Genomic DNA, 13,163 nt, shown 5'->3' on the forward strand with positions numbered 1-13,163 from the left:
GAGGAAACAACATGTCAAAGCCACTGGCCCTGACCGAGTTAGTCTTACGTGATGCACATCAGTCGTTATTGGCAACACGTATGCGTCTGGACGATATGCTGCCCATTGCCAGTCAATTAGATGATGCTGGTTTTTGGTCAGTTGAATCCTGGGGAGGGGCAACGTTTGATGCCTGTATACGGTATCTTGGGGAAGATCCCTGGGAACGTATTCGGGCACTGAAAAAAGCCATGCCTAAAACCAAGCAGCAAATGCTGCTTCGGGGGCAAAACCTGCTCGGTTATCGTCACTATGCAGACGATGTGGTTACGCGATTCGTGGAACGGGCCCACGACAACGGCGTGGATGTATTTCGTATTTTTGATGCCATGAACGATATTCGCAATTTGCAGACTGCGGTGAAAGCGGCCATCGATTGCGGCGCCCATGCTCAAGGCACGATTTCCTATACAATCAGTCCAGTACACACCATCGATGGCTGGGTTGATATGGCAAAACAGTTAGAAGACATGGGTGTGCATTCTATCTGTATTAAAGATATGGCTGGCTTGTTAAAGCCCTATGAATGCGAAACTTTGATCACACGGTTAAAAGCCACTATTGGTGTGCCCATTGCCATGCAGTGTCACGCCACAACTGGTTTAAGTACCGCCACCTATCAGAAGGCAATCGACGCCGGTATTGATATGGTGGACACCGCCATTTCATCTATGAGTATGACCTACGGCCATACCGCTACCGAGACCATCGTATCGGCGCTAGAGGGTACAGAGCGGGATACAGGATTATCATTAGAAGGTTTGGAATCCATAGCGGCTTATTTTCGTGATGTGCGCAAAAAATATGCAAAATTTGAAGGCAGCTTAAAAGGCGTTGATGCACGTATTTTGTTAGCCCAAGTACCAGGTGGCATGTTGACCAACATGGAAAGCCAGCTAAAAGAGCAAGGCGCGGAAGACAAGTTTGATGAAGTGCTTAAGGAAATTCCACGGGTGCGTAAAGATCTTGGTTTTATTCCTTTAGTAACGCCTACCTCTCAGATTGTGGGTACCCAAGCGGTGCTCAATGTATTAACCGGTGAACGCTACAAGAGTATCTCGAAAGAAACCGCTGGCGTGTTGAAAGGGGAATACGGCGCCACTGCTGCCCCGGTTGATGCGCAATTACAAGCACGCGTACTTGATGGCGGCGAACCTATTACATGCCGCCCTGCGGATCTCCTTAAGCCAGAAATGGAGAGTTTGTCGGCAGATCTCGTTAAATTGGCTGAAAGCAAAGGTTTCACGTTGGCGGAAAAGCAAGTGGATGATGTATTAACCTATGCATTGTTCCCTCAAATTGGCCTTAAGTTTTTACAAAACAGAGGCAATGCTGACGCCTTTGAACCGGCACCGACCTCTGGTGCTGAGGTGGCAAACACTGAAAAGCCATCACCTGCTGCGCACACGCCCAGTACAGAAGGTGCAGCCTACGATGTGCGAGTTGATGGCAAGGTCTATCATGTGGAAGTGGCAGAGTCTGGTTCGCTGACCAGTGTGACGCCGGCTTCCACACCGGCTAACACTGCGAATACTCCCAAGCCAGCCGCTGGGGCAGGGGTAACCCAGAGTATTAATGCGCCGTTATCGGGAAATGTATTCCGTATCCTCGTCTCCGAAGGGGATACGGTGGCCAATGGTGATGTGGTGATTATTTTAGAAGCCATGAAAATGGAGACAGAAATTCGCTCTGCCGTTGATGGTGTGGTGGCTTCTGTTGTCGCCAAAGAGGGTGACGCTGTGGCAACTGGGCAACCGTTAATTGAGCTGAACTAATGGAAAAACTATTAATACTTTGGGACAGTACAGCCCTCGCCCATTTTCAGGGTGGCCAGCTAATAATGATGGCCGTGGGGCTGTTACTTCTTTACTTGGCAATCGTTAAAAAATTTGAACCTTTGCTATTGTTACCCATTGGTTTTGGGGCCTTGCTGACCAATATTCCCCTTGCTGGCTTCAGTGAGCCGGGGGGGATGCTTTATTATATCTATGAGGTGGGTATTCATACGGGGGTTTTCCCGTTGCTTATCTTTATGGGCGTGGGGGCCATGACGGATTTTGGCGCCCTTATTGCCAACCCGCGCATGTTATTGCTTGGTGCCGCGGCCCAGTTTGGTATTTTCGCTACCTTGTTTGGTGCGATTTCACTGAATGTGATCCCAGGATTTGATTTTACCTTAAAAGACGCCAGCGCCATTGCCATTATCGGCGGTGCTGACGGACCCACCGCTATATTTTTGGCCTCCCGTCTTGCTCCTGATTTACTTGGTGCCATAGCTGTGGCTGCCTATTCCTATATGGCATTGGTTCCTATTATTCAGCCGCCTATTATGAAGGCGCTGACTACGCCTGAAGAGCGTAAAATTGAAATGGCTCAGTTACGGCCAGTATCTCAGCGGGAGAAAATCATCTTTCCGTTGGCGGTACTGATCCTCACCATTTTCTTTTTACCTTCAGCAACTCCGCTAGTGGGGATGTTTTGTTTTGGTAACCTAATGCGAGAGTGTGGCGTGGTCGATAGATTATCGAAAACCGCGCAAAATGAACTGATTAATATTGTGACCATCTTCCTTGGTTTGGCGGTGGGATCAAAACTGTCTTCGGATAAGTTTTTAACCGTTGAAACCCTTGGCATACTGGCGCTGGGCGCCATTGCTTTCGCCATTGGCACGGCTGCTGGTGTCTTGATGGCTAAAGTTATGAATCGAATGAGTGGTGGTGGTATAAACCCATTGATTGGTGCTGCAGGGGTAAGTGCTGTACCTATGGCGGCCAGGGTGGTCAATAAGGTCGGTCTACAAAGCAATCCACATAACTTTTTATTGATGCATGCCATGGGGCCGAATGTGGCCGGTGTATTAGGCTCCGCGGTAGCGGCAGGCATTTTACTGGCATTGGTAGGTTAGGTGAGAGTTTGCTGAGGCACTAAGGATTGATAGGATTCAATTAACTTTTTCGTCATTTTATGTTGAGGCCATCGAAAGATGGTCTCTGTTTTTCCCGATTCAACAATTTGGCCGTTTTCCATCACAATTACCTTATCGGCAATGTGACGAACGATGCCTAAGTTGTGAGAAATAAAAATAAAGGCCAGACCTAATTCCTTCTGCAAGGTTAAAACGAGGTTCACGGTTTGGGAGCGCACCGACGGATCCAATGCTGCAAAAGGCTCATCAGCAACCAGAATTTTAGGTTGTAAGATCATAGCTCTGGCAATCGCCACCCGTTGTTGCTGGCCATCGGATAACATATGTCGGTAAAAGTAATAGTGATCGCGGAGTAAGCCGACTTTTACCAGGGTTTCTTCAATTCTGCTGCGTCGTTCTTCTTCATTTAATTGAGTATTTAATTCTAAGGGTTCATCCAGAATTTTCCCCACCGGAATACCGGGATTCATCGCCTCGGTACTGTGCTGAAAAATCATGCGGATATCGTTACTACTATTGTAACTTTTGGTCGATTTTTTCTTCGCGGCGTTGTACATCACATTGCTGAGAAAAATCTCTCCTTCATCGGCTTTGACTGCACCGACTAACAATTTGGCAAGGAGTGATTTGCCGGAGCGGTTTTCACCGATAATGGCGATGGTTTCGCTGCGATTGACCGACAACTCAATGGGACCAAGAGAAAAGACCTCTGGCTTTTTGAGCCATCGGTTTTGCTTGTTGTGTTTAAAGGTCAGCCCATTGACAAGCATGACTTCGCTCATAATTTCTCCATATGCAAGGGGAAATGACAACTGTATGTATGGTCGTGAACACGTCGTACTTCAGGGGTAACCACACAGGCACGCTGAGCACGAGGGCAACGGGGCCCTAATCGACAGCCGATGGGTACATGCTGTAACGAGGGGATGGTGCCATCAAGTGCTGGTAGCATGGATTTAGGTGGCAAATCGTTGCGAAAACTCGGTGCACTATCTATCAGAGCTTTGGTGTAGGGATGCAGAGGACGTTTTCGGATTTGTTTCATTTTGCCTGATTCAACAGTTTGCCCACAATAAAGGACGGTCATGGTGTGTGACATACTGGCGATGGCAAGTAAGTCGTGACTAACGAACAAAATGGACAAGGATTTAGTTTGATTTAGCCGGGTCAGCAATTTCAGTACTTTTGCTTTGGTTGTGGTTTCCATTCCTCGGGTAGGATCATCGGCGATGAGTAACTTAGGCTGAGAAATGAGCGCCATGGCAATCATGAATTTCTGGCCGATATCAACAGGAATTTGATGGGGATAGGCATTGAGATAATGTTTGTGATATTTAATGCCTACTTTGTGTACCGTACTTATGGCGGTTTTGCGGCGGTCTTGTTGTCGCTGCCAGAACCACTTCCCCTTTACCAGTTCAGCTGGAATGGCTTCTTCTAATTGCTCACCTAAAGTGGCCGATGGATCCATAGCTCCAATGGGATCTTGAAACACTACCCCAATATCCCGACGCATTAATTCCCGGCGCTCTTTACTGCTCATGGAAAGCATGTTGTTGCCTTTCCAGCTCATTCGGTCTGCGGTGACCTTCCATTGAGGTGGCAATGAGCCGGAAATGGCTTGTACCATCAGACTTTTCCCTGAGCCAGATTCGCCCACCAAGGCTCTAATTTCGCCGCTGTTAACGGTAAGATTAACCTTATCCAGCGCCTTCACTCGGGCCGTGCCATTATCAACCTCTAGTGTGAGGTTTTTTATATCGAGCATTGGCATTAGTGACTTAACCTTTTTCTTAATGCAGAGCGTAAACCATCACCCACTATATTAATGGCCAAAACCATCAGAAAGATAGTTAAACCTGGAAGGGCCGTATTCCACGGCGCAATATAGGCCACATCCAGGCCATCGGCCAGGATCACCCCTAATTCCGGTAACGGCGGTTGCGCCCCTAAGTTCAAAAAGCCTAGCGCGGAGATATCAATCACCGCAATGGAGAGGGCGAGAGAGCCCTGAACCACTAACATTTCAATCATATTCGGGAGAATAGAATGAAAAAACAGCTGTTTTGAAGTCGCGCCATCTAAGCGAGAGGCAAGAATGTATTCTTTTTTCATTTCACTTCGCACAAAGGCTCGGGTGTGATGAATAAACTGCGGGATAAGCGCCAGCGTGATGGCCCACATACTGTTTACCAATCCGGAGCCCAGTACCGCAACGATGATAATGGCAATAAGCAATGTGGGGATGGCCATCAGCGCATCGAGGGTATGATTGATGACGCTAGAGCGTACGCCGCTGGTCATGCCGGCAATTGTGCCGACGGTGACACCAATTAACATGGCAATAAGCACAAGCAGAATGCTTGAACCAAAGGTGACCCTGCATCCAACCATTATTCTGGAAAATACATCGCGCCCTAAGGCATCGGTGCCGAACAAATGTGTGATGGTGCCGTTTGATTCCCAACTTGGCGGTACCAGCAAAACATCAATGTTTTGCTGGAGTGGATCATAGGGGGCCACTATGGGGGCAAACAGGGCAATAAAGAAAAACAGGGTTAATATAATTAAACCTGTAAAGGCAATATGACTGGCCCTGAACTCTTCCCACGTCCGTTGCCAGGGGGAGGGCTGGGACTCTTCCTGATAAAGACTATACTGTGGCACGTTCGTATTTTTCCCGACTAGGATCGATAAACCGATTAAACAAATCGATGAGAATGGTAAAACTCACTACCACGGTTGCGACGGCAAGCATGCCTATACGCAGCGCGGGGTAGTCACGTTGATAAATTGCCTGAATTAACCAATTGCCAATGCCCGGCCATGAAAACAAGGTTTCTACAATCATGGCGTTGGTCATAAGCGTGGTTATTTGTATGGCCATAAGGGGCAATATGGGTAACAAGGCATTTCTTAAAATATGTCTGAAAAATATTTGGCTTTTTGATAATCCACGGGATTCGGCGGCAGCGATATAAGGACTGTTTAACACATCAATGACCGAACGTCGGGTTAGCCTGATCATCGAGGCCGTGGATATCAGTGCAATTGAGATAGTGGGCAAAATCAGATGTTTAAGGGCATCGCCAAGGGCTAGGCTGCTATCAATATTTTTGGCAAGAATAATATCCAGCAAAATAAAGCCGGTTTTATCTGGAACGTCAAACAACAAGCTGAGTCTTCCCGAAAGCGGCGCGATACCCATTTCTAAGCTAAATATAAGAATAAATACCAAGGCCAGCCAGAAAACGGGAAAGGAATAACTTACCATACTGGCCGAATTAATAATGTAATCGGATTTCGAATAACTGCGCAGACCAGCAAAACAACCCAATGGTACACCTACAACCAAGGCAATAAACAATGCGTAGGCGCTCAATTCAATGGTGGCGGGCATGGCAATGCCGATTTCTTCTCGTAAGGGTAACCCAGAGACAAAACTGTAGCCCCAGTTACCCTGTAGCAATTCGCTCACATAATGGATAAATTGGAAGATATAAGGTTCGTCCAACTGAAATTGGCGCATGAGTGCTGCGCGCTGGGCATCATTATGCGGCGTGATCCCTGATAAATTCACCAAGACGTCACCAGGGAATAAATACGCCAGTGAAAAAGAGAGTGCCGCCAACACAAGTAGCGTCATGACAAACAATATGGTGTAGCGAATAAGAATTTTAATCACTGGACTTTTGTCACTCCAACAAAACGAATACCACCGTATGGGTTTATCACCATGCCTTTTAAATCTTTTCGGTATGCCTGATACCGATAGGCATGGGCGATGGGAACCAAAGGCAATTCATCATATATTAAACGATTCACTTGTTCATATATTGCTTTACGTCGTTGGGTATTTTGGGTTTGTAGCGCCTCGTCGATGAGTTGATCGTAACGTTTATTACACCACATCGCACGGTTGGTGCCAGAGGGTATGGCGCTACAGCTTAATAAGGGGCGGTAAAAATTGTCTGGATCACCGTTATCTGCTGACCAGCCAATGAGCACAGAGTCGTGTCGTCCTTCCCGAAGGTGTCGACGGAAGGTTGTCCAATCATAAGTAACAATATTGGCCTGAATACCCACCGCAGAAAGGTAACGCTGGATCAGTTCTGCCATCTTGGTGGCGTTGGGGTTATAGGCCCGCTCGACGGGCATGGCCCAAATGGACATGGTAAAACCAGGGGCTACCCCCGCTTCATCCAGCAGCTCCCTGGCTAAAACCGGGTTGTAGGCAGTGTCTTCGGCATCGCTTTGAAATGCCCAACTGGCATTGGGTAACAGGGTTTTGGCGCGGGTGGCGCTTTCAAAATAAACTGCTTCTAGCAAGGTGTTTTTATCAATGGCTAAGGCCAATGCCTTGCGTACTTTAGGGTTATTAAAGGGGTACTTTTTCGTATTAAAGGCCCAAAAACCCACATTCAGTCCTGGCTTTTCAGACAACGCTAACTCTTCGCGATTGCGAATAATTTCCAGCTCTGTTTGTGCTGGAAACGCAATGGCATCGCATTCACCGGTAATGAGTTTTGCCAGTCGAATAGAGCTTTTTGGCGTAATATCGTAAATCAGGTGATCACTGGTCAGTGAAGTATCACCCCAGTAGTCGTTATGTTTCTCAAAACGGATGTAGTGGTCTTTGCGATAACTTTGAAATTTAAATGGGCCTGTACCTATGGGAAAGTCATCAATTCGTTCCGGCGTCCCTTGGTTTAATAAATAATCGGCATATTCCGCGGACAAAATAATGGAAAAGTCGCTGGCTAAATTAGCCAAAAACGAACTGTCTTTTTGTTTAATGACAATTTCTATGCGGTAACTGTTAATACGGTTAACTTCGGCAATATTTTTTGCCAGCCCCAAACTTTCGAAGTAGGGATAACGCCCGCCAGATATGTTGTGATAGGGGTTGGTTGGATCTCGCCAGCGGTTAATACTAAAAATGATGTCATCGGCATTTAGCGTTCGGGTGGGCGTAAAATAAGCCGTGGTGTGAAAGGTGACGCCTTTTTTCAGTTGAAAGGTATATACCAATCCATCATCAGACACTTTCCAGCTACTGGCGATACTGGGAATAATTTGTCCGGTTTCTGCATCAAAGTCCATCAGCCTGTCATATAACTGATGTGCTGTGGCGTCCGCGGTGGTGCTTGAGGTATCCGTTTGCGGGTTAAAATTCACCGGGTTGCTTTCAGAGCAATAAATAATACCGGAGCGGTAAAATGCATCACGCTTAGAATCGTTGCATGCTTGCAGGGTAAGCACCAGACAAACCCCCAAAACCCAGTGAAAACCTTTGTTCACCCGTTATGCCTCCGCAGACTCGTTTGATGAATCGAGTAAGTTATACTTTTTTAAATAACCTCGTAGCTGATGATATGTCAGGTTGAGTTTTTCTGCAGTCTTTTTCTGATTGAACTGACTGTCTTTTAAGGCCTGGCGCAACATATCAATTTCATATTGTTGGGTACGTTCTTTCAGATCAATGGGGTATTGCAATACGGGAGGAGAGAGGTCTTTTTCCTCACTGACAGGGGCGTCATTAGCTGGGGAGACGCTACTGGCTACTGGCGCGGCGCTTGTGGTGTTTGTGCTTGTTCTGTCCTGGGTTTTTATTCGTCCTTTGGGACGAAAAGGGGATTCAAAGGGGTCTAAGATAATTTCATGGACAGGAATATGGGGGTTATTACACCGGTATACGGCCCGTTCCACCACATTTTTCAGTTCACGAATGTTCCCAGGCCAGTCATAGGTCATTAAGGTGCGGCGCGCTTTTTCGGTAAAGCCGCTAAATAATTCCATTTCCAGTTCCCGGGCCATATTAATGGCGAAGTGTTCTGCCAATACCATGATATCTTCAGGACGTTCCCGCAAAGGCGGTATGGTGATAACATCGAAAGCCAGTCGGTCTAGCAAGTCAGAGCGGAATTCACCTTGTTCTGCTAATGTGGGTAAATCTTCATTGGTTGCCGCGATGAGTCTGACATCGGTTTTGATGGTTTTACTGCCGCCAACCCGTTCAAATTCACCATATTCAATCACCCGTAAGAGCTTTTCTTGCACGAGGCCTGAGGTATTGGCAAGTTCATCTAAAAACAAGGTGCCATTATTGGCCACTTCAAAACGACCTTCCCGTCGTTTGGCCGCGCCAGTGAAGGCACCGGCTTCATAGCCAAATAATTCGCTTTCAAGGAGGTTTTCGTTCAGGGCCGCACAATTTAACTTAACGTAGTTTTGATCCCAGCGTTGGGACAAAAAGTGCAGGCGGGCCGCCACGAGTTCTTTACCGGTTCCCCTTTCTCCGATAACGAGTACAGGTTTATTTAGGGGCGCAATTTGGGATATTTGCTCAAGCATTTCCAGAAAACTGTTTGCCTGACCCAACAAATTATCCTGTTGACGAAATCTACTCATCGGTTCTCTCAATTATTAGCCATTTAGACCAATATTTAGTGTAGATGAAAAAGGCATGTGATTCGAGGTTTATTTAAAATGAATAAAATCCACTTAATTTCATGCAGTTACAAAACGTGGCTAACTGGCAAGAATATTGTATATATCTGAAGCAGAGTAGTAATCATCCACGGGTTATTGCATATTTATTAACACGATTTTTGAGGTAATGATTATGGGAATCTTTTCGCGTTTCACCGATATTGTGAATTCGAATATTAATGCATTACTGGATAAAGCAGAAGACCCTGAAAAAATGGTCAGGCTGATCATTCAGGAAATGGAAGATACGTTGGTAGAGGTACGCTCTGCGTCAGCCAAGACCATCGCGAATAAAAAAGAAATAGTGGCGCAAATCAGTAAATACGAGAACGAGGCCAAGGATTGGGAAGCGAAAGCGGAACTGGCGCTCAGTAAAGAGCGGGAAGATCTAGCTCGGGCGGCCCTGCAAGAACGGAAAAAGGCGGCAGAAGCAGCCAGTAGTTTGGGGCAGGAACTGGCGGTAGTGGAAGAGCAGATTTCGAAATTGCAGGATGAAGTTGGTCAGTTGCAGGACAAGTTAGCGGATGCGAAAAGTCGTCAGAAAACGATTTTGATGCGTCAGAAAACCGCCAGCTCTCGTTTAGAAGTGAAACGCACCCTAGATAGTAGTAAAGTCGATGCGGCCATGGGGCGTTTTGAGCAATACGAACGTAAAATTGACGATTTGGAATCTCAGGTAGAGGCCTACGATCTAGGTAAGAAAACCTTAAATGATGAATTCGCCGAACTTGAAGCGGATGAGAAAATCGACGAAGAATTAGCCGCGTTAAAAGCAAAAATGAAAGAAAGTCATCGCACGGATTAACAGTGCCACTAGGCGTTTAACCATGTATCACGGGTTTACACAAAAGCCTGGTGAAGAAACTCACTGAATATTGGAGGTAAGGGTAATGGACGAGGGAGTAATAGCACTGATTTTGGCACCACTGCTTATTTTTCTCATCTTTGTAGCACCGATTTGGTTAATTTTGCATTATCGAAGCAAAAAGCAGGTGAATCAGGGATTGAGTGCCGAGGAATACGCCTCGTTAAAAGAATTGGCTGAGAAAGCAGAGAAAATGACGGATCGTATTAAAACCTTAGAATCTATCTTAGACAGCGAATCACCTCAATGGAGGGATAGGGCATGAAACGCGGATTATACCGAGACACAGAAAATGCACGGATAGCTGGGGTTTGTGGTGGTGTTGCCGATTATTTTGGTTTAGAACGTTGGTTGGTGCGTATTCTTGTGGTTACGGCGTTCTTTTTACTGGCCGGCCCTTTCATGTTTATCGCCTATATCGCATGTTGGTTTATCCTTGAGCCTAAACCCGCAGGTGGCACTGAACAGCCTTTTGAGAGGACACAGGCCGGTTTTATGAAAAGACATACCGGTAAAGGATGGCGAAATAATAGCCAGCAGGGTCATTACGATGCCAGCCAAAAGGTATCGGTAAAAACCCGGGTTTGGGAAGCCGGTGAACCGCCAAAGCAAGCTTTTTATGATATTGCCGAGCGATTTAAAGACGCGGAGTTACGCTTACGAAAAGTGGAAAAATACGTTACCTCCAAAGAATTTCAGTTGAACCGCGAAATTAGCCGTCTGTAGCTTCAACGTCAAAACCATCTAGCCAGTATTTCCTAATACTGGTTTTTTTTGCCTTTTTATCAGTTGGTTACACTGTGTTGTAAAAATATTGTTACATACTAGGATGCAAGGATCCCCTTGGCGAACCTTCCATCGCCCAGTATTTCCCTTAGACTAAAGCCGATAAATTTAGTCAGGAGTGTGGTATGCAAAGTCCATGGGCTTATCATTCTAAAACGCCCGATGAGCACGGCTTTATTTCTTGGAGTGACCAAGAGAATGCCACATGGGCAACGCTGTACAAACGGCAAACGGAATTGTTACATGGGCGGGCGTGCGATCAATATCTTGATGGGTTGGCGCTGTTGGATTTACCTATGGCGGGTATTCCCCAACTAGCCCAGTTAGATCGTGTACTTTTGGCTACTACCGGATGGCAAACGGCTCCGGTGCCGGCACTCATTGATTTTTCGGCCTTCTTTGGTTTGTTGGCGAACAAACAATTTCCGGTAGCAACCTTTATCCGTTCACCTAAGGATCTTGATTACTTGCAAGAGCCAGATATCTTCCACGAGGTGTTTGGTCATTGTCCACTGCTGACAAACCCTGCCTTTGCCCATTTCACCCATACCTATGGCAAGTTAGGGCTAGCCGCCAATAAAACGGATCGGCGCTTCTTGGCCCGTTTGTACTGGTTTACTGTGGAATTCGGCTTGTTAAATACCCATAAAGGGCTGCGCATTTATGGGGGAGGGATCTTGTCCTCACCAAAAGAAACCTTATACGCCTTAGAAAGTGAAACGCCGGTGCGTATCCCCATGAACCCCCTTGATGTGCTGAGAACACCCTACCGTATAGATATTATGCAGCCACTTTATTATGTGTTGTCCGATCTCAATGAATTATATCGATTGGCGGAATCCGATATTATGGCGTGGGTAACTAATGCAAAGCAGTGTGGCCTGCATTCCCCCCTCTTTGCGTCATGAGATAAATGCGCCGGTTCAGTGGCTCAGTCATATTCTATTGTTAGCCCTTTGTGATATGCTGTAAATATATATTTACAAGCGAAATGACTAAAAAGACTACTTATGCGTTTAGAAATCAGTTGTCAGGATCGGCTAGGTATTGCCCAGGATGTGTTAGATATTCTTGTGGCCCACGAGATTGATCTTCGCGGTATTGAAATTGATGAAGTGGGAAAAATATTTCTTAATTTCCCCAATATCGAGTTTGATGATTTTCAGCACCTGATGCCGAAGATCCGTCGCATCAATGGCATTGAAGATGTTAAAACCACGCCCTTTATGCCCGGGGAACGGGAAAGAAACCAACTCGCCGCTATTTTAAGAACCTTACCGGATCCGGTGTTTTCCATCGATAACCATTGTCGCGTACTGATGTGCAATGAAGCCGTGTTAAGTGGCCTTGAATTGGCGTTTGATGCCATCGAGGGGATGGAGTTATGCGAATTAGTAAAAGGCTTTAACTTTAATAAATGGATGGGGAATGCAAATAGCCACGCCACATCCTGTAAAGTGAGTTTCATTGAACAGAATTATCTGGCAGATATCTTACCCATTGAAGTACCGGATGGCGAAAATACCGCTATTTTTGCAGGCGCGGTGGTTATCTTAAAGTCTGAGATTCGCTTAGGTCAGCAGTTTAGCGCGTTTCATCAGGCAGAATTGGACAGCTTCGATCATTTTGTGGTGCGTTCTGCGCCCATGGAAAAAGTCATTAAAGAAGCAAAGCAAATTGCCGATCTGGATGCGCCGATCCTCATTTTCGGTGAAACCGGTACAGGAAAAGAAATGCTCGCACGGGCCTGTCATCAGGCAAGTCGTCGCAGCAAACAGGAATTTCTTGTGCTCAATTGCGCTTCCTTGCCAGACAGCGTGGCGGAGACCGAATTGTTTGGGTATGGTGCCGGTGCGTTTAATCAACCGGAAGGAAAGCCCGGATTGCTGGAATTAGCCCGGGGCGGCACCATTTTACTGGATGAAATCGCCGATATGTCTGCCGAGTTACAAGCCAAATTATTGCGGGTTTTGGAACACAAAGAATTTCGGCGTGTTGGCGATGATAAACCGGTGGCTGTGGATGTGCGCTTTGTTTGCACCACCTGTCGTGATC

13 protein-coding genes are annotated in these 13,163 nt (G+C 46.4%); 7 read left to right on the plus strand and 6 right to left on the minus strand.

Annotated elements, in window-relative coordinates:
• Nucleotides 1–11 precede the first annotated feature (11 nt).
• Both oadA and V5298_RS11390 read left to right on the plus strand, forming a co-directional pair.
• Nucleotides 12–1,814, plus strand: a complete 1,803-nt coding sequence (oadA, locus tag V5298_RS11385; RefSeq protein WP_332931573.1) for a sodium-extruding oxaloacetate decarboxylase subunit alpha — start codon at nucleotides 12–14, stop codon at nucleotides 1,812–1,814.
• Entirely contained in the window at nucleotides 1,814–2,944 is a 1,131-nt protein-coding gene (locus V5298_RS11390) for a sodium ion-translocating decarboxylase subunit beta (protein ID WP_332931574.1), read from the plus strand. The genes oadA and V5298_RS11390 overlap by 1 nt, the downstream gene beginning before the upstream one ends.
• Here the strand turns inward: V5298_RS11390 and V5298_RS11395 are convergent.
• From V5298_RS11395 to pspF, 6 genes are read right to left on the minus strand one after another with little or no spacing between them, the layout of a single operon-like run.
• The gene (locus V5298_RS11395) at nucleotides 2,941–3,747 is read right to left on the minus strand and encodes an ATP-binding cassette domain-containing protein (protein ID WP_332931575.1); all 807 of its coding nucleotides are present in this window, start codon (nucleotides 3,745–3,747) and stop codon (nucleotides 2,941–2,943) included. The two genes, V5298_RS11390 and V5298_RS11395, sit on opposite strands and share 4 nt — an antisense overlap.
• A complete protein-coding gene (locus V5298_RS11400) occupies nucleotides 3,744–4,739 on the minus strand; it encodes an oligopeptide/dipeptide ABC transporter ATP-binding protein (RefSeq protein WP_332931576.1) in 996 nt (331 codons plus the stop codon). Before V5298_RS11400 ends, V5298_RS11395 begins: the two co-directional genes overlap by 4 nt.
• On the minus strand, nucleotides 4,739–5,632 hold the full coding sequence (locus V5298_RS11405) for an ABC transporter permease subunit (RefSeq protein ID WP_332931577.1): 894 nt from the start codon (nucleotides 5,630–5,632) through the stop codon (nucleotides 4,739–4,741). Before V5298_RS11405 ends, V5298_RS11400 begins: the two co-directional genes overlap by 1 nt.
• Nucleotides 5,619–6,650, minus strand: coding sequence for an ABC transporter permease (locus tag V5298_RS11410; protein WP_332931578.1), 1,032 nt, complete (start codon nucleotides 6,648–6,650; stop codon nucleotides 5,619–5,621). Before V5298_RS11410 ends, V5298_RS11405 begins: the two co-directional genes overlap by 14 nt.
• Nucleotides 6,647–8,266 carry an ABC transporter substrate-binding protein gene (locus V5298_RS11415; protein ID WP_416351170.1) on the minus strand — a complete coding sequence of 540 codons (1,620 nt, stop codon included), beginning with the start codon at nucleotides 8,264–8,266 and terminating at the stop codon, nucleotides 6,647–6,649. The genes V5298_RS11410 and V5298_RS11415 overlap by 4 nt, the downstream gene beginning before the upstream one ends.
• 3 nt (nucleotides 8,267–8,269) lie before the next feature.
• The gene (gene pspF, locus V5298_RS11420; RefSeq protein ID WP_332931579.1) at nucleotides 8,270–9,376 is read right to left on the minus strand and encodes a phage shock protein operon transcriptional activator; all 1,107 of its coding nucleotides are present in this window, start codon (nucleotides 9,374–9,376) and stop codon (nucleotides 8,270–8,272) included.
• 214 nt (nucleotides 9,377–9,590) lie between these two features.
• Between pspF and pspA the strand changes: the two genes are divergently transcribed.
• The 5 genes from pspA to V5298_RS11445 all read left to right on the plus strand — a co-directional run.
• Nucleotides 9,591–10,262 (plus strand): phage shock protein PspA, encoded by a 672-nt coding sequence (gene pspA / locus V5298_RS11425; RefSeq protein ID WP_332931580.1) that lies wholly within the window; start codon nucleotides 9,591–9,593, stop codon nucleotides 10,260–10,262.
• Nucleotides 10,263–10,347: 85 nt separating this feature from the next.
• A complete protein-coding gene (gene pspB, locus V5298_RS11430) occupies nucleotides 10,348–10,587 on the plus strand; it encodes an envelope stress response membrane protein PspB (RefSeq protein ID WP_332931581.1) in 240 nt (79 codons plus the stop codon).
• On the plus strand, nucleotides 10,584–11,048 hold the full coding sequence (gene pspC / locus V5298_RS11435) for an envelope stress response membrane protein PspC (protein WP_332931582.1): 465 nt from the start codon (nucleotides 10,584–10,586) through the stop codon (nucleotides 11,046–11,048). The genes pspB and pspC overlap by 4 nt, the downstream gene beginning before the upstream one ends.
• A gap of 185 nt (nucleotides 11,049–11,233) precedes the next feature.
• Nucleotides 11,234–12,016 (plus strand): phenylalanine 4-monooxygenase, encoded by a 783-nt coding sequence (phhA, locus tag V5298_RS11440; RefSeq protein ID WP_332931583.1) that lies wholly within the window; start codon nucleotides 11,234–11,236, stop codon nucleotides 12,014–12,016.
• A gap of 102 nt (nucleotides 12,017–12,118) precedes the next feature.
• A partial coding sequence (locus V5298_RS11445; RefSeq protein ID WP_332931584.1) for a sigma 54-interacting transcriptional regulator occupies nucleotides 12,119–13,163 on the plus strand: 1,045 nt, incomplete at its 3' end.

Origin of the sequence: Alteromonas sp. 14N.309.X.WAT.G.H12 (genome assembly GCF_036697315.1) — a bacterium.
Lineage (GTDB): Bacteria > Pseudomonadota > Gammaproteobacteria > Enterobacterales > Alteromonadaceae > Alteromonas.

Bases quoted from the DNA above. Each gene is read 5' to 3' on its own strand.
- V5298_RS11390 (WP_332931574.1), top strand. From the start codon at position 1,814: ATGGAAAAACTATTAATACTTTGGGACAGTACAGCCCTCGCCCATTTT.
- oadA (WP_332931573.1), top strand. From the start codon at position 12: ATGTCAAAGCCACTGGCCCTGACCGAGTTAGTCTTACGTGATGCACAT.
- V5298_RS11400 (WP_332931576.1), bottom strand. From the start codon at position 4,739: ATGCCAATGCTCGATATAAAAAACCTCACACTAGAGGTTGATAATGGC.
- pspB (WP_332931581.1), top strand. From the start codon at position 10,348: ATGGACGAGGGAGTAATAGCACTGATTTTGGCACCACTGCTTATTTTT.
- pspC (WP_332931582.1), top strand. From the start codon at position 10,584: ATGAAACGCGGATTATACCGAGACACAGAAAATGCACGGATAGCTGGG.
- V5298_RS11395 (WP_332931575.1), bottom strand. From the start codon at position 3,747: ATGAGCGAAGTCATGCTTGTCAATGGGCTGACCTTTAAACACAACAAG.
- pspA (WP_332931580.1), top strand. From the start codon at position 9,591: ATGGGAATCTTTTCGCGTTTCACCGATATTGTGAATTCGAATATTAAT.
- phhA (WP_332931583.1), top strand. From the start codon at position 11,234: ATGCAAAGTCCATGGGCTTATCATTCTAAAACGCCCGATGAGCACGGC.
- pspF (WP_332931579.1), bottom strand. From the start codon at position 9,376: ATGAGTAGATTTCGTCAACAGGATAATTTGTTGGGTCAGGCAAACAGT.